Source organism: Leclercia sp. TB492, from assembly GCF_049974505.2.
GTDB lineage: Bacteria > Pseudomonadota > Gammaproteobacteria > Enterobacterales > Enterobacteriaceae > Enterobacter > Enterobacter adecarboxylatus_C.
Map to the genome: position 1 here is coordinate 1 of NZ_CM127572.1, position 23,483 is coordinate 23,483.

Genomic DNA, 23,483 nt, shown 5'->3' on the forward strand with positions numbered 1-23,483 from the left:
GTGTCACTTTCGCTTTGGCAGCAGTGTCTTGCCCGATTGCAGGATGAGTTACCAGCCACAGAATTCAGTATGTGGATCCGCCCGTTGCAGGCGGAACTGAGCGATAACACGCTGGCTTTGTATGCGCCAAACCGTTTTGTGCTCGATTGGGTCAGGGACAAATACCTCAATAACATCAATGGACTGCTAAACGAATTTTGCGGTGCCGATGCCCCACAGCTGCGTTTCGAAGTGGGCACAAAACCGGTCACCCAAACCCTCAGAGAGACCGTTAACGTCGCCGCTGCACCCGCGCAAACCGCGCAGGTTCAGATGCCGCGTGTCGCCCCTGCGCCACGGGCTGGCTGGGATAACGTTCCGGCCCCGGCAGAGCCGACCTACCGCTCTAACGTTAACGTCAAACACACCTTTGATAACTTCGTCGAAGGTAAATCGAACCAGCTGGCGCGCGCGGCGGCCCGTCAGGTAGCGGATAACCCGGGCGGCGCCTATAACCCGCTGTTCCTTTATGGCGGTACCGGTCTGGGTAAAACGCACCTCCTGCACGCGGTGGGTAACGGCATCATGGCGCGTAAGCCGAATGCCAAAGTGGTGTATATGCACTCCGAGCGCTTCGTTCAGGACATGGTTAAAGCCCTGCAAAACAACGCGATCGAAGAGTTTAAACGCTACTACCGCTCCGTTGATGCGCTGCTGATCGATGACATTCAATTCTTTGCCAATAAAGAACGATCTCAGGAAGAGTTTTTCCACACCTTCAACGCCCTGCTGGAAGGCAATCAGCAGATCATTTTGACCTCGGATCGTTATCCAAAAGAGATCAACGGGGTTGAGGATCGTCTGAAATCCCGCTTCGGCTGGGGGCTGACGGTAGCGATCGAACCACCGGAGCTGGAAACCCGCGTGGCGATCCTGATGAAAAAGGCCGACGAGAACGATATTCGTCTGCCGGGCGAGGTGGCGTTCTTTATTGCCAAACGCCTGCGTTCCAACGTCCGTGAGCTGGAAGGCGCACTGAACCGCGTGATCGCGAACGCCAACTTCACCGGACGGGCGATCACTATCGATTTCGTGCGTGAAGCGCTGCGCGATCTGCTGGCATTGCAGGAAAAACTGGTCACCATCGACAATATTCAGAAGACGGTGGCGGAGTACTACAAAATTAAAGTGGCGGACTTGCTGTCCAAACGCCGTTCCCGCTCGGTGGCGAGACCGCGTCAGATGGCGATGGCGCTGGCAAAGGAACTGACCAACCACAGCCTGCCGGAAATCGGCGATGCGTTTGGTGGCCGTGACCATACTACCGTGCTGCACGCCTGTCGTAAGATCGAGCAGTTGCGTGAAGAAAGCCACGACATAAAAGAAGACTTCTCCAATTTAATCAGAACATTATCTTCGTGACGCTATGAAATTTACCGTTGAACGTGAACACTTATTAAAACCGCTGCAACAGGTGAGTGGCCCCTTAGGCGGCCGCCCGACGCTGCCTATTCTCGGTAACCTGCTGCTGCAGGTCGCAGACGGCACGCTGTCTTTGACCGGCACCGATCTCGAGATGGAAATGGTCGCACGCGTGACGCTTTCTCAGCCTCACGAAGCGGGCGCAACCACCGTTCCGGCGCGTAAGTTCTTTGATATCTGCCGTGGCCTGCCTGAAGGGGCGGAAATTGCCGTGCAGCTGGAAGGCGACCGCATGCTGGTGCGCTCCGGCCGCAGCCGTTTCTCGCTCTCCACGCTCCCGGCTATCGACTTCCCGAACCTCGATGACTGGCAGAGCGAAGTTGAATTCACCCTGCCGCAGGCGACCATGAAGCGCCTGATTGAAGCCACCCAGTTCTCGATGGCGCATCAGGACGTACGTTACTACTTAAACGGCATGCTGTTTGAAACCGAAGGTGAAGAGCTGCGTACCGTGGCCACCGACGGCCACCGCCTGGCGGTCTGCTCCATGCCGATTGGCGTGAGCCTGCCGAACCATTCGGTGATCGTACCGCGTAAAGGCGTGATTGAGCTGATGCGTATGCTCGACGGCGGCGAAACCCCGCTGCGCGTGCAGATCGGCAGCAACAATATTCGCGCCCACGTCGGTGACTTTATCTTCACCTCCAAGCTGGTGGATGGTCGTTTCCCGGACTACCGCCGCGTATTGCCGAAGAACCCGGACAAAACGCTGGAAGCGGGCTGCGATATCCTCAAGCAGGCCTTTGCCCGTGCGGCGATCCTCTCCAACGAGAAGTTCCGCGGCGTGCGCCTGTATGTCAGCGAAAACCAGCTGAAGATCACCGCCAACAACCCGGAGCAGGAAGAGGCTGAAGAGATCCTCGATGTTACCTATGCGGCGGGCACCGAAATGGAAATCGGCTTTAACGTGAGTTACGTGCTGGATGTGCTGAATGCGCTGAAGTGCGAGAACGTGCGTATTCTGCTGACGGACTCCGTGTCGAGCGTACAGATTGAAGATGCTGCCAGCCAAAGCGCGGCTTATGTTGTCATGCCAATGAGACTGTAATGTCGCTCACCCGCCTGTTGATCCGCGACTTTCGCAATATCGAAAGCGCGGATCTTGCTTTATCCCCCGGCTTTAATTTCCTGGTTGGCGCCAACGGCAGCGGCAAAACCAGCGTGCTGGAAGCCATCTATACGCTCGGCCATGGTCGGGCGTTTCGCAGTTTGCAGATTGGCCGCGTAATTCGCCACGAGCAGGAGTCGTTCATCCTGCATGGGCGTTTGCAGGGCGAGGATCATGAAACCGCCATCGGCCTGACCAAAGACAAGCAGGGTGACAGCAAGGTGCGCATCGACGGCACCGACGGGCACAAAGTGGCCGAGCTGGCGCTGCTGATGCCGATGCAGCTGATCACTCCCGAGGGGTTTACTTTACTCAACGGCGGCCCCAAATACAGAAGAGCCTTCCTTGACTGGGGATGCTTCCATAACGAAGCGGGCTTCTTTACCGCCTGGAGCAACCTTAAACGGCTACTCAAGCAGCGCAATGCCGCGCTGCGCCAGGTTACCCGCTATGCCCAACTGCGGGCGTGGGACAAAGAGCTGATCCCGCTGGCAGAGCAGATCAGCCGCTGGCGCGCCGAGTACAGCGCCGGGATCGCGCAGGACATGGCGGATACCTGCCAACAGTTTTTACCCGAGTTCTCTCTGAGCTTCTCCTTCCAGCGCGGCTGGGAGAAAGAGACCGACTATGCCGAGGTGCTGGAGCGAAGCTTCGAGCGCGATCGCATGCTGACCTACACCGCGCACGGCCCGCACAAGGCGGATTTCCGCATTCGTGCCGACGGTGCGCCGGTGGAAGATACTTTATCACGCGGGCAGCTCAAGCTTCTGATGTGCGCGCTGCGCCTGGCGCAGGGCGAGTTCTTAACCCGTGAAAGCGGACGACGCTGCCTGTACCTGATTGATGATTTTGCCTCGGAACTTGACGACGCACGGCGCGGGCTGCTTGCCAGCCGCTTAAAAGCCACGCAGTCGCAGGTTTTCGTCAGTGCGATTAGCGCTGAACACGTAATGGACATGTCGGACAAAAATTCGAAGATGTTCACCGTGGAAAAGGGTAAAATAACGGATTAACCCAAGAATAAATGAGCGAGAAACGTTGATGTCGAATTCTTATGACTCCTCCAGTATCAAAGTCCTGAAAGGGCTGGATGCGGTGCGTAAGCGCCCGGGTATGTATATCGGCGACACGGATGACGGCACCGGTCTGCACCACATGGTATTTGAGGTTGTGGATAACGCTATCGACGAAGCGCTCGCGGGTCACTGTAAAGACATCGTGGTGACCATCCACGCCGACAACTCCGTCTCCGTCACCGATGATGGCCGTGGCATCCCGACCGGTATCCACCCGGAAGAGGGCGTCTCCGCGGCGGAAGTGATCATGACCGTCCTGCACGCAGGCGGTAAGTTCGATGACAACTCCTATAAAGTCTCCGGCGGCCTGCACGGCGTTGGCGTCTCTGTGGTTAACGCCCTGTCGCAGAAGCTGGAGCTGCTGATCCGTCGCGAAGGCAAGGTGCATCAGCAAACCTACGTGCACGGCGTACCGCAGGCTCCGCTGGCGGTTACCGGTGAAACTGACGTGACCGGGACGCAGGTCCGTTTCTGGCCAAGCCATGAAACCTTCACCAACGTCACCGAGTTTGAATATGACATTCTGGCCAAGCGTCTGCGCGAGCTGTCGTTCCTGAACTCCGGCGTCTCTATCCGCCTGCGCGACAAGCGCGACGGCAAAGAGGATCACTTCCATTACGAAGGCGGGATCAAGGCGTTCGTTGAGTACCTGAACAAGAACAAAACGCCAATTCACCCGAATATCTTCTATTTCTCCACCGAAAAAGACGGTATCGGCGTTGAAGTTGCGCTGCAGTGGAACGACGGTTTCCAGGAAAACATCTACTGCTTTACCAACAACATCCCGCAGCGCGATGGCGGTACGCACCTGGTCGGCTTCCGTACGGCGATGACCCGTACCCTGAACGCCTACATGGACAAAGAAGGCTACAGCAAAAAAGCGAAAGTCAGCGCCACCGGTGACGATGCCCGTGAAGGCCTGATTGCTGTTGTCTCCGTGAAGGTGCCGGATCCGAAGTTCTCCTCGCAGACCAAAGACAAGCTGGTCTCCTCCGAGGTGAAATCGGCGGTGGAACAGCAGATGAACGAGCTGCTGAGCGAATACCTGCTGGAAAACCCGTCCGACGCCAAAATCGTGGTCGGCAAAATTATCGATGCGGCGCGTGCCCGTGAAGCGGCGCGTAAAGCCCGTGAAATGACCCGTCGTAAAGGCGCGCTGGATCTGGCTGGCCTGCCGGGCAAACTGGCGGACTGCCAGGAACGCGACCCGGCGCTGTCCGAACTGTACCTCGTGGAAGGGGACTCCGCGGGCGGTTCTGCGAAGCAGGGCCGTAACCGTAAGAACCAGGCGATCCTGCCGCTGAAGGGTAAAATCCTTAACGTTGAGAAGGCGCGCTTCGACAAGATGCTCTCCTCTCAGGAAGTGGCGACGCTGATCACCGCTTTGGGCTGCGGCATTGGCCGTGACGAGTACAACCCGGACAAGCTGCGCTATCACAGCATCATCATCATGACCGATGCGGACGTCGACGGCTCGCACATCCGTACGCTGCTGTTGACCTTCTTCTACCGTCAGATGCCGGAAATCGTTGAGCGTGGCCACGTCTACATTGCCCAGCCGCCGCTGTACAAAGTGAAGAAAGGCAAGCAGGAACAGTACATCAAAGACGACGAAGCGATGGATCAGTACCAGATCGCTATCGCCCTTGACGGTGCGACCCTGCACGCCAACTCAAGCGCCCCGGCGCTGGCGGGTGAACCGCTGGAGCGTCTGGTGTCTGAGTACAACGCGACCCAGAAGATGATTGGCCGCATGGAGCGTCGCTTCCCGCGCACGCTGCTGAAAGCGCTGGTCTATCAGCCGACGCTGGCCGAAGCTGACCTCAGCAGCGAGCAGGCCGTGACCCGTTGGGTGAACACCCTGGTGACCGATCTGAACGAGAACGAGCAGCACGGCAGCCAGTGGAAGTTCGACGTTAACGAGAACAGCGAACTGAACCAGTTCGAGCCGGTGATCCGCGTGCGTACCCACGGTGTGGATACCGACTATCCGCTGGATCAGGAGTTCGTGACCGGCGCGGAATACCGTCGTATCTGTACCCTCGGCGAGAAGCTGCGCGGCCTGATCGAAGACGATGCCTTTATCGAGCGCGGTGAGCGCCGTCAGCCGGTGGCCAGCTTCGAGCAGGCGCTGGAGTGGCTGGTGAAAGAGTCCCGTCGTGGCCTCTCCATTCAGCGTTATAAAGGTCTGGGCGAGATGAACCCGGATCAGCTGTGGGAAACCACCATGGATCCGGAAAGCCGCCGCATGCTGCGCGTCACCGTAAAAGACGCGATTGCAGCGGACCAGCTGTTCACCACCCTGATGGGCGATGCGGTTGAACCACGTCGTGCCTTTATCGAAGAGAACGCCCTGAAAGCGGCGAACATCGATATCTAATGTAACGCCCCACGTTCCAGGCCCGGTAAGCGCTAGCGCCACCGGGCTTTTCTTTGCCCGCAAAAGAGGAATCCCGCTTCCCCTTTCTATCCCCCTTTTCTTTACTGTTTTTTGAGCGGAATCGCGTTAGCATGAGTCCAGACTCATTCCAACCGGGGATCCCATGGCTATCAAACTCATTGCAATCGATATGGACGGCACGCTGCTGCTGCCAGATCACACCATCTCTCCAGGCGTTAAGAACGCGATTGCCGCAGCCCGTGCGAAAGGCGTGAACGTGGTGCTGTGCACCGGTCGTCCGTATGCTGGCGTCCACAGCTACCTGAAAGAGCTGCATATGAATGAGCCGGGTGATTACTGCATTACCTACAACGGCGCGCTGGTGCAGAAAGCGGCCGATGGCAGCACGGTGGCGCAAACGGCGCTGAGCTATGACGATTACCGCTATCTGGAACAACTCTCCCGCGACGTGGGCTCGCACTTCCACGCTCTCGACCGCAACACGCTTTACACTGCCAACCGCGACATCAGCTACTACACGGTGCATGAATCCTTCGTCGCCACTATCCCGCTGGTGTTCTGCGAAGCGGAGAAAATGGATCCGGCTACCCAGTTCCTGAAAGTGATGATGATTGATGAGCCTGCGATTCTGGATCAGGCCATCGCCCGCATCCCGGCGGAAGTAAAAGAGAAGTACACCGTGCTGAAAAGTGCGCCGTACTTCCTCGAAATCCTTGATAAACGCGTTAATAAAGGCACCGGCGTGAAGTCGCTGGCCGACGCGCTGGGGATCAAACCGGAAGAGATCATGACCCTGGGCGATCAGGAAAATGACATTGCGATGCTGGAATATGCTGGCTTAGGCGTGGCGATGGAAAACGCAATCCCGTCGGTGAAAGAGGTGGCTAACTTCGTCACCAAATCTAACCTCGAAGACGGCGTGGCATACGCTATTGAGAAGTTTGTACTGAACTAAGACCTGGCAAAACCCGCGCTCCACGACCCGCACACGTTGCGGGTTTTTTTATCCCTGCAGGAACCTTTCTTTAACATTCCTTTCACTGATTGTTCTTTTTGTGATCCAGATTGTAGTACAACATTATCTGATTGTACTACATTACGACCACGGCAATGACGAATAGCATCACGTTTGTACTGCAAAATTGAGGCGAAATTCAGCGGTCGCGGTAAAGTAGTGATGGACATACAGAGCACAAGGACTCTCCATGACTCTCAATAAAACCGATCGCATCGTCATTACGCTGGGCACCCAGATTGTGGGTGGCAAATACGTTCCCGGCTCGCCGCTGCCCGCAGAGGCGGAGCTGTGTGAGGAGTTTGAAACCTCGCGCAACATCATTCGGGAAGTGTTCCGCTCGCTGATGGCGAAGCGGCTGATTGAAATGAAGCGTTATCGCGGCGCCTTTGTCGCCCCGCGTAACCAGTGGAACTACCTCGATACCGACATTCTGCAGTGGGTGCTGGAAAACGACTATGACCCACGGCTGATCGGCGCGATGAGCGAGGTGCGAAACCTGGTGGAACCGGCTATCGCCCGCTGGGCGGCAGAACGCGCAACCTCCGGCGACCTGGCGCAGATTGAGTCGGCCCTGAACGACATGATCGCCAACAACCAGGACCGGGATGCCTTTAACGAGGCGGATATCCGCTACCACGAAGCGGTGCTGCAGTCGGTGCATAATCCGGTGTTACAGCAGCTGAGCGTGGCGATCAGCTCGCTACAGCGAGCAGTATTTGAACGAACCTGGATGGGTGATGAGGCCAACATGCCGAAGACGCTCCAGGAACATAAAGCGCTGTTCGATGCGATACGGCATCAGGACAGCGATGCGGCAGAGCAGGCGGCATTAACCATGATCGCCAGCTCAACACGAAGGTTGAAGGAAATCACATGACATCTCGCTACATCGCAATTGACTGGGGATCAACCAATCTGCGCGCCTGGCTGTATCAGGGCGAGCAGTGCCTGGAGAGCAGGCAATCCGAAGCAGGCGTCACGCGTCTGAACGGTAAATCCCCCGAGGCGGTGTTAGCAGAGGTGACACAAAACTGGCGCGACGGCGCCACGCCGGTGGTGATGGCGGGAATGGTCGGCAGCAACGTGGGCTGGAAGATAGCCCCATATCTGCCGATTCCTGCCCATTTCTCTGCCATTGGCGAACAGTTAACGTCCGTTGGCGACAACGTCTGGATCATTCCCGGCTTGTGCGTCTCACGTGACGATAACCATAACGTAATGCGCGGCGAAGAGACCCAGCTGCTCGGCGCGCGCACGCTCTCTCCTTCTTCTGTCTACGTGATGCCCGGTACGCACTGTAAATGGGTGCAGGCCGATGCTCAGCAGATCCACGATTTTCGCACCGTGATGACCGGCGAATTGCACCATTTGCTGCTTAAGCATTCGCTGGTGGGTGCCGGTTTACCTGAGCAAGAAGCCTCGCCTGAGGCGTTTGCCGCCGGGCTTGAACGCGGGATCGCTTCCCCTGCCGTTTTGCCGCAGCTTTTTGAGGTTCGCGCCTCGCACGTGCTGGGAACCCTTCCCCGCGAGCAGGTCAGCGAATTTTTATCGGGCCTGCTGATTGGCGCAGAAGTCGCCACCCTGAGCGAGCAGTTCGCCGGGCAGCAGTCCATCACCCTCGTCGCGGGTTCATCACTGACTTCACGTTACCGTCAGGCGTTCCACGCCATCGGGCGCGATGTGGCGGCGGTGGAAGGCGACACGGCATTTCAGGCAGGAATAAGGAGCATCGCTCATGCAGTGGCAAACTAATCTTCCCCTTATCGCGATTCTGCGCGGCATCACCCCTGACGAGGCCTTAGCCCACGTTGGCGCGGTGATTGACGCCGGATTCGACGCGGTGGAAATCCCGCTCAACTCCCCGGCGTGGGAAAAAAGCATTCCGGCGGTTGTGGATGCCTTTGGCGACAGGGCGCTGATCGGCGCGGGTACCGTTTTACAGCCTGAGCAGGTGGATCGGCTGGCGAAGATGGGCTGCAAGCTTATCGTTACGCCGAATATCAACCCTGAGGTGATCCGCCGTGCGGTGGATTACGGCATGACCGTGTGCCCAGGGTGCGCCACCGCCACAGAAGCCTTTACCGCTCTCGATGCGGGCGCGCAGTCGCTCAAAATTTTCCCGTCGTCGGCCTTTGGCCCGGAATACATCAAAGCGCTGAAAGCGGTCTTGCCCGCCAGCGTCCCGGTCTTTGCCGTGGGCGGCGTAACGCCAGAAAACCTGGCTCAATGGATGAAAGCCGGTTGTGTCGGCGCGGGGCTGGGCAGCGATCTCTATCGCGCCGGGCAGACCGTAGAACGTACCGCGCAGCAGGCAGCGGCATTTGTGAAAGCGTATCGAGAGGCAGTGAAATGAAAATAACCAAACTCACCACGTACCGTTTACCTCCGCGTTGGATGTTCCTGAAAATCGAAACCGACGAAGGGGTGGTTGGCTGGGGCGAGCCGGTCATCGAAGGCCGTGCGCGCACCGTCGAAGCGGCGGTGCATGAGCTGGGCGAATACCTGATTGGTCAGGATCCGGCACGCATTAACGACCTGTGGCAGGTGATGTACCGCGCGGGCTTCTACCGCGGCGGCCCGATCATGATGAGCGCTATCGCCGGTATCGACCAGGCGCTGTGGGATATCAAAGGCAAAGTGCTGAATGCCCCGGTCTGGCAGCTGATGGGCGGCCTGGTGCGCGACAAAATCAAAGCGTATAGCTGGGTAGGTGGCGACCGTCCGGCAGAGGTGATCGACGGCATCAACAAGCTGCGCGGCATCGGTTTTGACACCTTTAAGCTCAACGGCTGCGAGGAGATGGGCATTATCGACAACTCGCGTGCGGTCGATCGCGCCGTGAATACCGTGGCGCAGATCCGAGAGGCCTTCGGCAACGAGATTGAATTTGGTCTGGACTTCCACGGCCGCGTCAGCGCGCCGATGGCGAAAGTGCTGATCAAAGAGCTGGAGCAGTATCGTCCGCTGTTTATCGAAGAGCCGGTGCTGGCCGAGCAGGCTGAGTACTACCCGAAACTGGCGGAACAGACCCATATTCCGATCGCGGCGGGCGAACGTATGTTCTCGCGCTTCGAGTTCAAACGCGTGCTGGAAGCGGGCGGCGTTGCGATTCTGCAGCCGGATCTCTCCCACGCGGGCGGCATCACCGAATGCTACAAAATTGCCGGGATGGCAGAAGCCTACGACGTGGCGCTGGCGCCGCACTGCCCACTGGGGCCGATTGCATTGGCCGCCTGTCTGCATGTGGACTTCGTCTCGCGCAACGCCGTGTTCCAGGAACAGAGCATGGGCATTCACTACAACAAGGGCGCGGAGCTGCTCGACTTTGTGAAGAACAAAGAGGACTTCAACATGGAAGGCGGTTTCTTCAAACCGTTAACCAAGCCGGGCCTTGGCGTGGAGATCGACGAAGCCAAAGTCATTGAGCTGAGTAAAAATGCGCCGGACTGGCGTAACCCACTGTGGCGTCATGAAGACGGTTCTGTAGCCGAGTGGTAAATGCGCGTCATACTTCGCGCTGGTGATGCGTTGGCTGCGCTTTCTTACCCCGGTCACATACTTTTGTATGCTCCCGGGGATGCGAAAACTTGCCGCCTTCCCCCAGCACGAATTATTTAGCGCATTCTGGTTAAGTTTTTAATTAAAAAATCAAATACACCCTCTGTAATTTACAGGGCATGGTGAGCGGCTTCGCTATGCCCAAAATCTGGAGACAGATTGCGATGGATATTCCAGTTACTGCTACAAAAACCGGGCGTCGCCGTTACCTGACGCTGATGATGATCTTTATTACCGTGGTCATCTGCTATGTCGACCGCGCCAACCTGGCCGTGGCCTCGGCCCATATTCAGGAAGAGTTTGGTATCACCAAAGCGGAAATGGGTTACGTCTTCTCGGCCTTTGCCTGGCTCTATACGCTCTGCCAGATCCCGGGCGGCTGGTTCCTCGACCGCGTCGGCTCACGCCTGACCTACTTTATCGCCATTTTCGGCTGGTCCGTGGCGACCCTGTTCCAGGGCTTTGCCACCGGCTTAATGTCGCTGATTGGCCTGCGTGCTATCACCGGTATTTTCGAAGCTCCGGCATTCCCGACCAACAACCGTATGGTCACCAGCTGGTTCCCGGAGCATGAGCGCGCCTCTGCGGTCGGGTTCTATACCTCTGGCCAGTTTGTCGGCCTCGCGTTCCTGACCCCGCTACTGATCTGGATCCAGGAGCTGCTGAGCTGGCACTGGGTCTTTATCGTCACCGGCGGGATCGGCATTATCTGGTCGTTTATCTGGATTAAGGTCTATCAGCCGCCGCGTCTGACCAAAAGCATCAGCAAAGCCGAGCTGGATTATATCCGCGATGGCGGTGGTCTGGTCGACGGCGATGCACCAGTGAAAAAAGAGGCGCGTCAGCCGCTGACCAAAGCCGACTGGAAGCTGGTGTTCCACCGTAAGCTGGTGGGCGTTTACCTGGGCCAGTTTGCTGTCACCTCAACGCTTTGGTTCTTCCTCACCTGGTTCCCGAACTACCTGACCCAGGAGAAAGGTATTACCGCGCTGAAGGCGGGCTTTATGACCACGGTGCCGTTCCTGGCGGCCTTCTTTGGCGTGCTGCTCTCCGGCTGGCTGGCGGATAAGCTGGTGAAAAAAGGCTACTCCCTCGGCATCGCGCGTAAAACGCCGATCATCTGTGGGCTGCTGATCTCCACCTGTATCATGGGCGCAAACTACACCAACGATCCGGTGTGGATTATGACTCTGATGGCGGTTGCATTCTTCGGGAATGGCTTTGCCTCTATCACCTGGTCGCTGGTATCGTCACTGGCACCGATGCGTCTGATTGGCCTGACCGGCGGAGTGTTTAACTTCGTTGGTGGCCTGGGCGGGATCACTGTGCCGCTGGTGATCGGCTACCTGGCACAGGACTACGGTTTCGGCCCGGCGCTGGTCTATATCTCAGCGGTAGCCCTGATTGGCGCGCTCTCCTACATCCTGCTGGTAGGCGACGTGAAACGGGTAGGCTAATCCCCGGCAATGCTATACCCTGATGCCACATCCGCGCATCAGGGTATCCTCATGAAACAAATCACCTTCGCTCCCCGCAACCATCAGCTCACCAACACCCGCACCTGGACCGCAGATAGCCAGTGGTTGGTCTTTGACGTCCGTCCTTCCGGCGCGTCCTTTACCGGCGAAACCATTGAGCGGGTTAACGTTGAAACCGGCGAGGTGGAGGTGATTTATCGCGCCAGCAACGGCGCGCACGTTGGGGTGGTGACCGTTCATCCTGCGGAAAATCAATACGTCTTTATTCACGGCCCGCAAAATCCTGATGCCCACTGGCAGTACGATTTTCACCACCGCCAGGGGGTGATTGCCGGACTGGGGCAGGTAAACAATCTCGATGCGATGGATATCACCGCGCCCTTCACGCCCGGCGCGCTGCGCGGCGGCAGCCATGTCCATGTGTATAGCCCGGACGGGCAGTACGTCAGCTTTACCTATAACGACCACGTGCTGCACGAGTACGATCCGAAGCGCGATTTACGCAACGTGGGCGTGGCTGCACCCTTTGGTCCGGTGACACCCGCAGGCAACCATCCGCGGGAATATGCCGGCACACACTGGAGCGTACTGGTCAGCTGTACAACCCCGACGCCGCAACCCGGCAGCGATGAGATCAACCGTGCCTATGAAGAGGGCTGGATCGGCAACGACCGGCTGGCTTTTATCGGCGATACCCTTTCCGCTGACGGTGAAAAAGTGCCGGAGCTGTTTATCGTTGACCTGCCGAAAGACGAACATGGCTGGAAACAGGCGGGCGATCTCCCGCTGCAGGGCACGAAGGATCGTATGCCCGCACCTCCTGCCGGGGTGAAGCAGCGCCGTTTAACCTTTACCCATGACCATGGTTATCCGGGGCTGGTGAACGTGCCGCGTCACTGGATACGCAGTAACCCGCAGGCGACGCAAATCGCGTTTCTGATGCGTGATGATAAAGGTGTGGTGCAGCTGTGGCTGATCGCGCCGGAAGGGGGTGAGCCCCGGCAGCTCACCCATAATCAACGCGATATCCAGTCGGCCTTTAACTGGCATCCGGCGGGCCATTCGCTGGGGTTTGTGCTGGAGGATCGTATTGCGTGCTGCGATGCCACATCTGGTGAAGTAACGTTTTTGACGTCCGATCACGGCAACCCGCCGTCGGGGGATGCGGTGGTTTACTCGCCTGACGGGCGCTATCTGGCCTGGATGGAGGAGGTCGAGGGCTTCCGTCAATTGTGGATAACAGAAACCGGGTGCTAATCAGCGAGAGGGCATCTCAGCGGGGGGGATGACGGCGTTGGTCGCCAGCGTCTTCTCCTCGCTTTGCTCCACGCGGGAGCGAACGGATTTATCCTTGCGGAAAAGATCCCACGGCAGCAGCAGGGTATCAACAACAGCAGTAAACGGCATATCCAGCACCACCAGGGATTTGGTGCCCCAGTTGGTGTCGTCATCCGCCAGCATGTTCGCGCTGGCGCGCGTTCCGGGATACGTTCCTTCTTTACCGCCGGTGTGAGACATCACGCTCGAACATCCGCAAAGCACAACCACCGCGCTGCACATCGTCAGCTTTATCAGAACATTTTTCATTATCAGTCAGTCATCATCAATGGCCCAATACAGACCCGCAACCGGGTTTATAACGGGCCATTGTCAAAATGAATAGTTGAAAAGTACCGCTCTGTGGCACCTATCGCATTTTAACCTTACGTGCTGTAGTCCCAGTCTATTCCAGTACCCGCAAAGTGCAAAAAATTCTCGCTGCGCTGCTCTTGAAAAGACCGGAAGCAGACCCATTTTAAGAGTGTATCAATGAACAAACGTGCCTGAGGGGCGTTTGGGATACCCCAGCCTGTCCACCGTGGAAGGCGACAATTCTTGCTGATTTCAGGAGTTTTAACTGTATGCGTAACTTTGATCTTTCTCCGCTTTATCGTTCAGCCATTGGCTTCGATCGTCTGTTCAATCATTTAGAAAACAACCAAAGCCAGAGCAACGGCTACCCTCCATACAATGTTGAATTGGTTGACGAAAACCACTATCGCATCGCGATTGCCGTGGCCGGTTTTGCTGAAAGCGAACTGGAGATCACCGCGCAGGACAACCTGCTGGTGGTGAAAGGCGCTCATGCGGGCGAGCAGAAAGAACGTACCTACCTCTATCAGGGCATCGCGGAACGTAACTTTGAGCGTAAGTTCCAGTTAGCTGAGAACATTCACGTTCACGGCGCGAACCTGATCAACGGCCTGCTGTATATCGATCTGGAACGTGTGATCCCGGAAGCGAAAAAACCGCGCCGTATCGAGATTAATTAATTGTTCGGGTCGCTGCGGCGGCCCATACCTGAATGCTTGCCGATATCGGGAGCAAAGGCGGATCCAACAGGATTTGCCTGGACAACTGCGCACAAAATTGTGCCGAACTCGCTTCTCAGAAGGAGAACTACCATGCGTAATTACGACTTATCCCCTCTGCTGCGTCAGTGGATCGGTTTTGACAAACTGGCTAACGCGCTGCAAAGCACCACTGAAAGCCAGACCTTCCCGCCGTATAACATCGAAAAGAGCGACGATAACCACTATCGCATTACGCTCGCGGTAGCGGGTTTTAGCCAGCAGAACCTTGATATCCAGCTGGAAGGCACGCGCCTGACGGTAAAAGGCACTCCGGAAAAACCGGAGACCGAAACCAAATGGCTGCACCAGGGGCTGGTCACTCAGCCGTTCAGCCTGAGCTTTACCCTCGCTGAACATATGGAAGTGACGGGTGCCACCTTTACTAACGGGTTGCTGCATATCGACATCACCCGCAACGTGCCGGAAGAGATTGCTCCGCAGCGGATCGCCATCAGCGAACGCCCGGCGTTGAATAGCTAATGCCATCGTGTCGAGTGGCGCTACGCTTACCCGACCTACATAGCTCGTAGGCCCGTGCAAGCGAAGCGCCGCCGGGCAAACCTGAAGCCTCGCTCCGCGAGGCTTTTTTGTGCGCCATCGCCCATACAACCCGCCTGCGCTCTGCGAGAATCCCTGTTAATAATAATGTTATTCACAGGGATGCCGTCATGAGTGATATAGCGTTAACGGTCAGTATTCTGGCGTTGGTTGCGGTGGTCGGGCTGTGGATAGGCAATGTCAAAATCCGCGGCGTCGGGTTCGGCATTGGCGGCGTGCTGTTTGGCGGAATATTTGTCGGTCATTTTGCCGACCAGCTGGGCATCACCCTTAGCGCGCAAATGCTGCATTTTATTCAGGAATTTGGCCTGATCCTCTTCGTTTACACCATCGGCATTCAGGTCGGGCCCGGCTTTTTCGCCTCGCTGCGCGTCTCGGGCCTGCGCCTCAACCTCTTTGCGATGGGGATTGTGGTAATGGGCGGGCTGGTCACCGCTCTGCTGCATAAACTCTTCGCCATCCCGCTGCCGGTGGTGTTGGGCATATTCTCCGGCGCGGTCACCAACACCCCCGCACTGGGGGCCGGGCAGCAAATCCTGCGCGATCTGGGGATTGAGTCCGGCATCGTGGATCAGATGGGTATGAGCTACGCCATGGCCTACCCGTTCGGCATCTGCGGCATTCTGCTCACCATGTGGCTGATGCGCGTTCTGTTTCGCATTAACGTCGAGCAGGAAGCGCAGCAGCACGAATCCACGCTTACCCAGGGTAAGGCGCTGATTAAAACCATCAACATCCGCGTCGACAACCCTAATCTTAACAACCTGGCGATCCAGGATGTGCCGATCCTCAACAGCGCCAACATTATCTGTTCCCGCCTGAAGCGCGAGCAGACCCTGATGGTGCCTCTGCCCGGCACGGTGATCCAGACCGGCGATCTGCTGCACCTCGTCGGCCAGCCGGCGGACCTGCATAACGCCCGACTGGTGATTGGTCAGGAGGTTGATACCTCGCTCTCCACCCGCGGCACCGATATGCGCGTTGAGCGGGTGGTGGTCACGAACGAGCGAGTATTAGGCAAGAAAATCCGCGAATTACAGGCAAAAGAGCGTTATGACGTGGTGATCTCACGGCTGAATCGCGCCGGGATTGAGCTGGTGGCCAGCCCGGAGGCCAGCCTGCAGTTTGGTGATATCCTCAACCTGGTCGGGCGTCCGGCCTCCATTGATGCCGTCGCCAATATCGTGGGCAACGCGCAACAAAAATTGCAGCAGGTACAGATGCTACCGGTATTTATCGGCATCGGTCTTGGCGTGCTGCTCGGCTCCATCCCGCTGTACGTGCCGGGGTTCCCGGTGGCGCTCAAGCTGGGGCTGGCAGGCGGGCCGCTGATTATGGCCCTGATCCTCGGGCGTATCGGCTGTGTAGGTAAGCTCTACTGGTTTATGCCCCCGAGCGCCAACCTCGCCCTGCGCGAGCTGGGGATCGTCCTGTTTCTGGCGGTGGTGGGGCTGAAATCGGGTGGCGATTTCGTCGAGACGCTGGCCCGCGGCGACGGCGTCAGCTGGATCGGTTACGGCATCCTCATTACCGCCGTCCCGCTGATCACCATGGGCATTCTGGCGCGGCTGTTGGCGAAGATGAACTACCTGACCCTGTGCGGCATGCTGGCGGGTTCGATGACCGACCCTCCGGCGCTGGCTTTTGCCAACAACCTGCACGCCACCAGCGGTGCGGCGGCGCTCTCCTACGCCACGGTCTATCCGCTGGTGATGTTCATGCGCATTATCACGCCGCAATTGCTGGCGGTGCTGTTCTGGGGGATGGGTTAAACCGCTAACCCTAATCTGGCGAACTGCTCTGCCGGGGCGTCGCTCTCACGTAGCAGACGCACCAGCAGGGCGATCATCCGCGCTTCGATGGCCTTATCCTCAATCGGGCACTGCTGGTACGGATCGGTGTGTAAATCGAACAGCAGATGGCCGACGCGATTGACTCCCGGGTATTTTTCCTGGGCCGGAATCCGCAGCGTTTTAACCCCTTTGGTAAAGCGGAAGGGCGGTGCCAGGGCAATCGACTCCAGCTCATCTGGGGTAAAGCGGGTATTCATCTTGATCGGCATCAGGGTGTAGTTGGCGATGTCATTCTCACGCCCGGGCAGCGCGGCGCGCATATAGACATAGCGCCCGTCCGTGACGTTAACATGCCCGCTGAAAACCCCGAACAGCGCAGCGTCACGCACCGGGGTGTCATCCTCAAGAATGCGGGCTAACGGGCGACCCTGAACATCAGGCGGGATGGGCTGGTTAAAGAACTCCAGCAGCGTGGGCGCCCAGTCAATCATCTGCACCAGCGCATCCCGCTGCACCCCCTGATGGGCGCTGCGCGGATCCCAGATAAACAAAGGGTTATTCGCCACCTCGTTGTAATAGGGCATCTGGTTTTTTGCCCACCAGCCATGCTCCCCGAGCAAAAAGCCGTGATCGGTACCGACAATCAACATCGTATCGCGCCACAAATCGTGGCGGTCCATCAGGTCGAGAATGCGCCCCAGGTTGCGATCGCACATGGAGACCAGGGCGCGATAGCGGCAGCGGATATGCTCTACCGCCTCCGGGCTCTCTTCCACTTTGCCGCGCGGCCAGTCGTAGTGCGGGCCCTCCCAGGGATCCTGATACAACGAGAGATAGGCTTCAGTAGTATAAAACGGCTCGTGCGGGTCGAAGGTTTCCACCTGCAGCAGCCAGCTGTCCTGCTGATGATTTTTGTCGATGAACTCGCATCCGGCGTTAAAGACCTGGGTTTGCGGGAAGTCCGCCTCCTGTTGAATGTAGTCGCGGTTGACCCAGTCGTGTCGCCAGAGCCCGGAGACGCCACCGCCGGTTTGCTTCTGCGGCACCCGCAGTACCTCCGGGATCGCCGGGTCGGCGACGCTGGCCTTCCAGTGATCCCCCTCCTGGCCGCGGATAATTTCCCATGAGCTGTAGCGATTATGGTAGTTACCCCCACCATCCTCCCAGTAGTGCAGATGGTCGCTGATCAGGTGGGTATAAACGCCCGCTTTTTTCAGGAGCTCCGGCATGGAGTCGTCGAACGGCTCCAGCGGCCCCCACTCCCGATGCAGAAAATTATACCGGCCGGTGTGCAGCTCCCGGCGAGCCGGCATGCAGGGCATACTACCGACATAGCTGTTGTTGAAGGTGGCGCAGCGGGCCGCCAGACGCTGGAAGTTCGGCGCCCGGGTGATCGTATCCCCGTAAGGCGGCAGATAGTGTTTATTCAGGCTGTCGAAGAGCAGAATGATCGCTTTCATCGTCGCTCCTTAACGGGCCTTTACCAGATGCGGGAAATGTTCTTCCACCACGGCATAGATCTGCTTCCCGATGGTCTCTCCGTCCATAATATTTTCGATAGGGATTAGATACTGCCCGTGGCGCGGATCGAGGCTCACCACATCAATCAGTTTTTTCGAAATGGCGAAGATATCGGCCCATTCGGTAAATCCGCCCACCTCGCCTGCGGCGGTATGCTCCATGTCGAAATGAATGTCATATTTGGCTAACGCTTTTTTCACCACCGTCTGCAACATCACGCTACTGCCGACACCGTAGCCGCATACAAACAGAATATTAATTTTGTCTTTCATAACGATATCCTTTTCACAATGAGATGATTTAGCCCGCGTAAGGCCCGAGATGGAACGTCGAGGCAATAAACTTAAGCACTTCACAAATGGCAGGCCATAATGTCGCCCAGTCGAAAATACCGGTCCAGCCCACCCCTTCGGCGGCGAGTCCGGTTAAGGGAATAGCCCATACGGTGCCGAAGGTTTGAATAATCCCCAGCAGGAAAGTACAAATAATTACGGCGCGATAACCGCCCAGCCGGTTAGCTAATACTCCAATTGGGCCACCGGAGAAAAATAATGGTACAAAACCGGGAAGCACCATAATAGGGCTATGGGTAATAAGCAGAATGCCCATCGAGAAAATAGTGCCGAAGGTACAGAAAATAAATCCGAGGGTGGCGGCATTCGGGGAGAAGGGTAATAATGCTGCGACATCGACGGCGGGTATAGCGTCCGGAATTAAACGATCCTGCCAGCCTTTAAACGAGGCGTTAATTTCCCCGACCATCATGCGCACGCCCTGTAACAGGATCACCATATACATAGAGAACTGCAGGCCGAGATTAATAATGTAGATATACCAGGGCTTACCTTTTGCCATGGCCTGAACGTTATCGATGCCGGTGGTCAGTAAGAACCCGCCAACGAACAGGGTCATCACTATGGCGATGGAGGTGACGTTATGGTTAAAAATCGCCAGCCAGCCGGGTAGCTTCATGTTTTCAGCATCCTGCTTCTCAGCGTCGCCAAACAGGTGGGCAAATTTCGAGAAGAACCAGATCCCCAGCATCTGGTTATGAGCAATGGTAAAGCCCGCATTATTGGTGATTTTAGCTACCGGTTTGGCAATCAGGGTCGTGGCGAACGCCCAGAATACCCCGGTTAAAATTCCGGCGATAATAATTGACTGCACCCAGCCAAAGCCCAGCCAGAAGACGATCAGCCACAGCACTGCCTGGGAGTGAGACACTCCGGTATTGCCGGTCAGAAAAATGCCTTTTACCTTTGTGTAGCGGCCAAATAAAACCAGCAGCAGGTTGGTAAAAAAGGCCAGCACAAACACATAGCCCACAAAACCGAAATTATCCCCAAGCGCAATCTGGGTTGCCGCTTTCATGGCATAGGAATCCATTAAATAACCATGGATCCCATAAGATTTACTGACCGCATCGGCAACGGGTTTAAAGGTGGCTGAAAACTGAAACCCGCCAAAGAGCACCATCATTAATCCCACCATGGCGCTAACCATACCGGTAATAATTTTAATCGGCGATTTCTTATCAAGGGCATAACCCAGTCCCACCAGCAATCCAATTAAAATAGCGGGTTCGGTTAGAAAGGATTGTATTACTGAAATAAAGTCAGAAAACATAATGCAGTCAACCTCCGTGATATTCGCTTCCGGATGAATAAAATCCAGCTGAGTGTTGCTTGTAATTTAATAACGGAACGACTAATAGTTTATTTGGTAAGATATTTTGAAAGCGAAATCACTTTAATAATCAAATATTGTCATTTAAAGATTAAGTTTGATTTTTTGTGATTCTATTTGCAAAAATAGGCAGCATATAATTTGAGATTATTTAACTGAACAATAAATACAAAGCTTGTATATATGCCCGTTGTTCAGGGTAGAGAGGCTGTCCCCGGATACGTTACTATTGCCGCAGTTTTGTACAACGGGCAGTCAGACAGGAGACGTCATGAAAATTTCCCGCCTCGGCGAAGCGCCGGATTATCGCTTCTCGCTGGCAAACGAGCGTACCTTTCTGGCGTGGATCCGCACCGCGCTGGGCTTTCTGGCGGCCGGTGTTGGTCTCGACCAGCTGGCACCCGATTTTGCCACGCCGGTGATCCGCCAGCTGCTGGCGCTGCTGCTGTGCCTCTTTTCCGGCGGGCTGGCGATCTACGGCTACCTGCGCTGGCTGCGGAATGAAAAGGCGATGCGTCTGAAAGAAGATCTGCCCTACACCCACAGTCTGCTGCTGGTCAGCCTGATCCTGATGATAGTGGCGGTGATTGTGATGGGGCTGGTACTGTATGGCGGATAGCCGCAAAGCGCGCCGTCTGGCCGACCCGGGGCTGCAACCGGAGCGCACCTCGCTCGCCTGGCTGCGCACGCTGTTTGGTTATGGCGCGTTGATGGTGCTGGCGGTCAGGCACAACTGGCAGCAGGCGGGCCCGCTGTTCTGGGTGGCGCTGGGCGTGCTGGCGATGGTGGCGCTGATCCTCTGGCACTACACCCGCAATCGCGCGCGGATGGACGTTTCGCTGTACGACTTTTCAGCATCCCGACCGGTGCGTATTAAATTTATGATCGCCCTCGCAGTGTTATCCCTCGCATTACTGTTTGCTGCTAGTCACGTTCACCATCTCATCATTTTTATCAGGGATTTTGCATGACAGGATGTCAGGTCATGGCCAAGCCGGCCAGTTCACGTTGCAATCTCGATTGCCGCTACTGTTTTTATATCGATAAGCCCCAGCAGCCGATCATGGACGACGCCACGCTGGAAACCTTCATCCAACAGCATATCGCCGCCCAGCCCGGGCCGGAGGTGCAGTTTGCCTGGCAGGGTGGAGAGCCGACGCTCTGCGGGCTGGATTTCTTCCGCCGCGTCGCGGCGTTGCAGCACCGCCATGGCGGAGGAAAGCGCATCACCAACGCCTTTCAGACCAACGGGATCCTGCTTAACGACGCCTGGTGTCGGTTTTTTCGCGAGCAGGGCTGGCTGGTGGGGATCTCGCTGGATGGCCCGGCGGCGCTGCATGATGCATATCGCGTCAGCCGCAGCGGCAATCCTACTCATCACAAGGTATTGGCGACGATAGAGAAGCTGCGCGCCCATCGGGTGTCGTTTAACCTCCTGACGGTCATTAACCGGCAGAACAGCCGCCAGCCGGAGCGCCTGTATCGCTATTTACGGGCGCTGGGCACGCCCTTTCTGCAATTTCTTCCGCTGCAGGAGCACGATAATCCGGAATCGGTCAGCGATCGGCAGTGGGGAGAATTCCTGTCGACGGTGTTTGACGTCTGGGTGCGGGAGGATATTGGTCGCGTCTTTGTGCAGCTCTTCGACTCAACGCTGGGGGTGTGGTGCGGCTATCCGTCGCAGATGTGTTCTCTTGCCGCCACCTGCGGCCACGCCTTTGCGCTGGAGGCCAATGGCGATCTCTTCCAGTGCGATCACTACGTCTGGCCCCAGTACCGGCTGGGCAACATCCATCAGACGCCGCTGGCAGAGCTTAATCAGAGCGAGGCGGCCATCGCCTTTGGGCTGCGCAAGCAAACAGACCTATCCGCCGAGTGTCGGGCCTGCCCGATGCGTCACCTGTGTAACGGCGATTGCCCTAAACACCGGGTGGATGGCAAAAGCGCGCTCTGCGCGGGGTATCAGGCGTTCTTCCGCCACTCCGCCCCGCATATGCGGGTGATGCGCGATTTAATCCGCCATCACCGTTCGCCCATAGAGCTGATGGCTCTGCTCCAGCAGAGCCACCGGGCAAGTTAACGCCCTTTCGCCAGGTACTTCGCCATCTCCTCGTCCGGCACCATCCCGCCGCCGGTTGCCCACACCAGGTGGGTGGCGTTCTCCAGCGAATAACGACCGGAGGCGGCGAGGCGCACCGGCCCGGCCATCCCCGCCAGCGCCGACGGCTCAAGGCGAATGTTCTCCTCCTGCGCCAGCCAGCCCAGCATGTCGTACATACTCTGATCGGAGAGGGTGTAGAACCCGTCGAGCAGGCGCTCCATGGCGCGGCCAACAAAGCCGGAGGCACGGCCTACCGCCAGACCATCCGCCGCGGTGAGGTTATCGATCCCCAGATCCTGCACAGCAATCTCATCATGCAGACCGGTATACACCCCCAGCAGCATGCACGGGGAGTGGGTAGGCTCGGCAAAAATACAATGAACATGATCGCCAAAGGCCAGCTTCAGCCCGAACGCCACTCCGCCAGGGCCCCCGCCCACGCCGCACGGCAGATAGACAAACAGGGGATGATCCGCATCCACCACCCGACCCTGTTCGGCAAACTGCGCTTTCAGACGCTCGCCTGCCACGGCATAGCCTAAGAACAGGGTGCGGGAGTTTTCATCGTCGATAAAGAAGCAGTTCGGATCGCTCTCGGCCGCCTTGCGCCCTTGTTCCACCGCCACGCCGTAATCCTGCTCATATTCCACCACCGTCACGCCGTGGCTGCGCAGTTTTGCCTTCTTCCACTCACGGGCGTCGGCGGACATGTGCACCGTCACCTTAAAGCCGATGCGGGCGCTCATGATGCCAATGGACATCCCGAGGTTGCCGGTCGACCCCACGGCGATGCTGTACTGGCTGAAGAAGTGCTTAAAGCGGGGCTCCAGCAGGATACTGTAATCGTCGTCGAGGCTGAGCAGCCCGGCGGCCAGGGCCAGTTTTTCCGCGTGGGTCAGCACTTCATAGATCCCGCCGCGGGCTTTAATCGAGCCGGAGATCGGCAGATGGCTATCTTTTTTCAGCAGCAGGGTGCCGGGGATTGTGATGTTTGATTCCTGTTGCAAGCGCTGATGCATCGCCGGAATAGCGACCAGATCGGATTCAATGATGCCGTGGTTTGTGGCGGTTTCCGGAAAAGCTTTTGCCAGATAAGGGGCAAAACGCGCCAGGCGGGCATGGGCGTCGTCCACGTCCGCCTGGGTCAGGCCGACCCAGGGTAACCCGTCGGCCAGCGTCGTGGCGTTCGGGTTAAACCAGGTAGTCTCTTGCAGGGCAATCAGATCGTTGAGCAGGGGGTACTGCGCGATTAACTTCAGATGTTCTGGCGTCATAGGATCCTCTCAGGCGTATCCCCTTAAGAAAACAGGAAACCAGCCTGAGGGCAAGAT

Annotated in this window: 22 protein-coding genes; 17 read left to right on the forward strand and 5 right to left on the reverse strand. The window is 57.2% G+C overall.

What is annotated here, in order from left to right; genetic code table 11:
• The 11 genes from dnaA to ACP4QI_RS00055 all read left to right on the forward strand — a co-directional run bounded on the left by dnaA (position 1) and on the right by ACP4QI_RS00055 (position 13,357).
• Positions 1-1,401, forward strand: coding sequence for a chromosomal replication initiator protein DnaA (gene dnaA, locus ACP4QI_RS00005; protein WP_142487661.1), 1,401 nt, complete (start codon positions 1-3; stop codon positions 1,399-1,401).
• 4 nt (positions 1,402-1,405) lie between these two features.
• A complete protein-coding gene (gene dnaN / locus ACP4QI_RS00010) occupies positions 1,406-2,509 on the forward strand; it encodes a DNA polymerase III subunit beta (protein WP_032615539.1) in 1,104 nt (367 codons plus the stop codon).
• A complete protein-coding gene (gene recF / locus ACP4QI_RS00015; protein ID WP_142487662.1) occupies positions 2,509-3,582 on the forward strand; it encodes a DNA replication/repair protein RecF in 1,074 nt (357 codons plus the stop codon). Before dnaN ends, recF begins: the two co-directional genes overlap by 1 nt.
• A 28-nt stretch (positions 3,583-3,610) precedes the next feature.
• On the forward strand, positions 3,611-6,025 hold the full coding sequence (gyrB, locus tag ACP4QI_RS00020) for a DNA topoisomerase (ATP-hydrolyzing) subunit B (protein ID WP_142487663.1): 2,415 nt from the start codon (positions 3,611-3,613) through the stop codon (positions 6,023-6,025).
• Positions 6,026-6,188: 163 nt separating this feature from the next.
• Positions 6,189-7,001, forward strand: a complete 813-nt coding sequence (yidA, locus tag ACP4QI_RS00025; protein WP_142487664.1) for a sugar-phosphatase — start codon at positions 6,189-6,191, stop codon at positions 6,999-7,001.
• Between the two features lie 250 nt (positions 7,002-7,251).
• The gene (gene dgoR / locus ACP4QI_RS00030) at positions 7,252-7,941 is read left to right on the forward strand and encodes a D-galactonate utilization transcriptional regulator DgoR (RefSeq protein ID WP_426495978.1); all 690 of its coding nucleotides are present in this window, start codon (positions 7,252-7,254) and stop codon (positions 7,939-7,941) included.
• A complete protein-coding gene (locus tag ACP4QI_RS00035) occupies positions 7,938-8,816 on the forward strand; it encodes a 2-dehydro-3-deoxygalactonokinase (RefSeq protein ID WP_285124849.1) in 879 nt (292 codons plus the stop codon). Before dgoR ends, ACP4QI_RS00035 begins: the two co-directional genes overlap by 4 nt.
• The gene (locus tag ACP4QI_RS00040) at positions 8,800-9,417 is read left to right on the forward strand and encodes a 2-dehydro-3-deoxy-6-phosphogalactonate aldolase (protein ID WP_142487666.1); all 618 of its coding nucleotides are present in this window, start codon (positions 8,800-8,802) and stop codon (positions 9,415-9,417) included. Before ACP4QI_RS00035 ends, ACP4QI_RS00040 begins: the two co-directional genes overlap by 17 nt.
• Positions 9,414-10,562 carry a galactonate dehydratase gene (gene dgoD / locus ACP4QI_RS00045; protein WP_426495977.1) on the forward strand — a complete coding sequence of 383 codons (1,149 nt, stop codon included), beginning with the start codon at positions 9,414-9,416 and terminating at the stop codon, positions 10,560-10,562. The genes ACP4QI_RS00040 and dgoD overlap by 4 nt, the downstream gene beginning before the upstream one ends.
• A gap of 179 nt (positions 10,563-10,741) precedes the next feature.
• Positions 10,742-12,079 (forward strand): MFS transporter, encoded by a 1,338-nt coding sequence (locus tag ACP4QI_RS00050; RefSeq protein WP_185902397.1) that lies wholly within the window; start codon positions 10,742-10,744, stop codon positions 12,077-12,079.
• A gap of 51 nt (positions 12,080-12,130) precedes the next feature.
• Complete coding sequence (locus ACP4QI_RS00055) at positions 12,131-13,357, forward strand: DUF3748 domain-containing protein (RefSeq protein WP_426495976.1); 1,227 nt, start codon at positions 12,131-12,133, stop codon at positions 13,355-13,357.
• Here the strand turns inward: ACP4QI_RS00055 and ACP4QI_RS00060 are convergent, their stop codons facing one another.
• A complete protein-coding gene (locus ACP4QI_RS00060) occupies positions 13,358-13,690 on the reverse strand; it encodes a YceK/YidQ family lipoprotein (protein WP_142487670.1) in 333 nt (110 codons plus the stop codon). It lies immediately after the preceding gene.
• Positions 13,691-14,001: 311 nt separating this feature from the next.
• On the opposite strand from ACP4QI_RS00060, the gene ibpA reads away from it, so the two are divergent.
• From ibpA to ACP4QI_RS00075, 3 genes are all read left to right on the forward strand, one after another.
• Positions 14,002-14,412 (forward strand): small heat shock chaperone IbpA, encoded by a 411-nt coding sequence (ibpA, locus tag ACP4QI_RS00065; RefSeq protein WP_426495975.1) that lies wholly within the window; start codon positions 14,002-14,004, stop codon positions 14,410-14,412.
• A gap of 132 nt (positions 14,413-14,544) precedes the next feature.
• Positions 14,545-14,973 carry a small heat shock chaperone IbpB gene (ibpB, locus tag ACP4QI_RS00070; RefSeq protein ID WP_142487671.1) on the forward strand — a complete coding sequence of 143 codons (429 nt, stop codon included), beginning with the start codon at positions 14,545-14,547 and terminating at the stop codon, positions 14,971-14,973.
• 188 nt (positions 14,974-15,161) lie between these two features.
• On the forward strand, positions 15,162-16,823 hold the full coding sequence (locus ACP4QI_RS00075) for a putative transporter (protein WP_142487672.1): 1,662 nt from the start codon (positions 15,162-15,164) through the stop codon (positions 16,821-16,823).
• On the opposite strand, the gene ACP4QI_RS00080 is transcribed toward ACP4QI_RS00075, so the two are convergent.
• From ACP4QI_RS00080 to ACP4QI_RS00090, 3 genes are read right to left on the reverse strand one after another with little or no spacing between them, the layout of a single operon-like run.
• Positions 16,820-18,304 (reverse strand): sulfatase, encoded by a 1,485-nt coding sequence (locus ACP4QI_RS00080; RefSeq protein WP_426495974.1) that lies wholly within the window; start codon positions 18,302-18,304, stop codon positions 16,820-16,822. The two genes, ACP4QI_RS00075 and ACP4QI_RS00080, sit on opposite strands and share 4 nt — an antisense overlap.
• Before the next feature lie 9 nt (positions 18,305-18,313).
• Positions 18,314-18,637: a PTS sugar transporter subunit IIB gene (locus ACP4QI_RS00085; protein ID WP_231313377.1), complete on the reverse strand. Its 324-nt coding sequence runs from the start codon at positions 18,635-18,637 to the stop codon at positions 18,314-18,316.
• A 28-nt stretch (positions 18,638-18,665) separates the two neighbouring features.
• On the reverse strand, positions 18,666-19,991 hold the full coding sequence (locus ACP4QI_RS00090) for a PTS sugar transporter subunit IIC (RefSeq protein WP_142487675.1): 1,326 nt from the start codon (positions 19,989-19,991) through the stop codon (positions 18,666-18,668).
• Positions 19,992-20,322: 331 nt separating this feature from the next.
• Here ACP4QI_RS00090 and ACP4QI_RS00095 point away from each other — a divergent pair, with 331 nt between their 5' ends.
• From ACP4QI_RS00095 to ACP4QI_RS00105, 3 genes are read left to right on the forward strand one after another with little or no spacing between them, the layout of a single operon-like run.
• Entirely contained in the window at positions 20,323-20,670 is a 348-nt protein-coding gene (locus ACP4QI_RS00095) for a YidH family protein (RefSeq protein ID WP_142487676.1), read from the forward strand.
• Entirely contained in the window at positions 20,660-21,022 is a 363-nt protein-coding gene (locus tag ACP4QI_RS00100; protein ID WP_142487677.1) for a DUF202 domain-containing protein, read from the forward strand. The genes ACP4QI_RS00095 and ACP4QI_RS00100 overlap by 11 nt, the downstream gene beginning before the upstream one ends.
• Complete coding sequence (locus ACP4QI_RS00105; RefSeq protein WP_426495973.1) at positions 21,019-22,131, forward strand: anaerobic sulfatase maturase; 1,113 nt, start codon at positions 21,019-21,021, stop codon at positions 22,129-22,131. The genes ACP4QI_RS00100 and ACP4QI_RS00105 overlap by 4 nt, the downstream gene beginning before the upstream one ends.
• Here the strand turns inward: ACP4QI_RS00105 and dsdA are convergent.
• Complete coding sequence (gene dsdA / locus ACP4QI_RS00110; protein ID WP_426495972.1) at positions 22,128-23,426, reverse strand: D-serine ammonia-lyase; 1,299 nt, start codon at positions 23,424-23,426, stop codon at positions 22,128-22,130. The two genes, ACP4QI_RS00105 and dsdA, sit on opposite strands and share 4 nt — an antisense overlap.
• Positions 23,427-23,483 lie beyond the last annotated feature (57 nt).

Bases quoted from the DNA above. Each gene is read 5' to 3' on its own strand.
- dnaN (WP_032615539.1), top strand. From the start codon at position 1,406: ATGAAATTTACCGTTGAACGTGAACACTTATTAAAACCGCTGCAACAG.
- recF (WP_142487662.1), top strand. From the start codon at position 2,509: ATGTCGCTCACCCGCCTGTTGATCCGCGACTTTCGCAATATCGAAAGC.
- gyrB (WP_142487663.1), top strand. From the start codon at position 3,611: ATGTCGAATTCTTATGACTCCTCCAGTATCAAAGTCCTGAAAGGGCTG.
- yidA (WP_142487664.1), top strand. From the start codon at position 6,189: ATGGCTATCAAACTCATTGCAATCGATATGGACGGCACGCTGCTGCTG.
- dgoR (WP_426495978.1), top strand. From the start codon at position 7,252: ATGACTCTCAATAAAACCGATCGCATCGTCATTACGCTGGGCACCCAG.
- ACP4QI_RS00035 (WP_285124849.1), top strand. From the start codon at position 7,938: ATGACATCTCGCTACATCGCAATTGACTGGGGATCAACCAATCTGCGC.
- ACP4QI_RS00040 (WP_142487666.1), top strand. From the start codon at position 8,800: ATGCAGTGGCAAACTAATCTTCCCCTTATCGCGATTCTGCGCGGCATC.
- dgoD (WP_426495977.1), top strand. From the start codon at position 9,414: ATGAAAATAACCAAACTCACCACGTACCGTTTACCTCCGCGTTGGATG.
- ACP4QI_RS00050 (WP_185902397.1), top strand. From the start codon at position 10,742: ATGGTGAGCGGCTTCGCTATGCCCAAAATCTGGAGACAGATTGCGATG.
- ACP4QI_RS00055 (WP_426495976.1), top strand. From the start codon at position 12,131: ATGAAACAAATCACCTTCGCTCCCCGCAACCATCAGCTCACCAACACC.
- ibpA (WP_426495975.1), top strand. From the start codon at position 14,002: ATGCGTAACTTTGATCTTTCTCCGCTTTATCGTTCAGCCATTGGCTTC.
- ibpB (WP_142487671.1), top strand. From the start codon at position 14,545: ATGCGTAATTACGACTTATCCCCTCTGCTGCGTCAGTGGATCGGTTTT.
- ACP4QI_RS00075 (WP_142487672.1), top strand. From the start codon at position 15,162: ATGAGTGATATAGCGTTAACGGTCAGTATTCTGGCGTTGGTTGCGGTG.
- ACP4QI_RS00080 (WP_426495974.1), bottom strand. From the start codon at position 18,304: ATGAAAGCGATCATTCTGCTCTTCGACAGCCTGAATAAACACTATCTG.
- ACP4QI_RS00085 (WP_231313377.1), bottom strand. From the start codon at position 18,637: ATGAAAGACAAAATTAATATTCTGTTTGTATGCGGCTACGGTGTCGGC.
- ACP4QI_RS00090 (WP_142487675.1), bottom strand. From the start codon at position 19,991: ATGTTTTCTGACTTTATTTCAGTAATACAATCCTTTCTAACCGAACCC.
- ACP4QI_RS00095 (WP_142487676.1), top strand. From the start codon at position 20,323: ATGAAAATTTCCCGCCTCGGCGAAGCGCCGGATTATCGCTTCTCGCTG.
- ACP4QI_RS00100 (WP_142487677.1), top strand. From the start codon at position 20,660: ATGGCGGATAGCCGCAAAGCGCGCCGTCTGGCCGACCCGGGGCTGCAA.
- ACP4QI_RS00105 (WP_426495973.1), top strand. From the start codon at position 21,019: ATGACAGGATGTCAGGTCATGGCCAAGCCGGCCAGTTCACGTTGCAAT.
- dsdA (WP_426495972.1), bottom strand. From the start codon at position 23,426: ATGACGCCAGAACATCTGAAGTTAATCGCGCAGTACCCCCTGCTCAAC.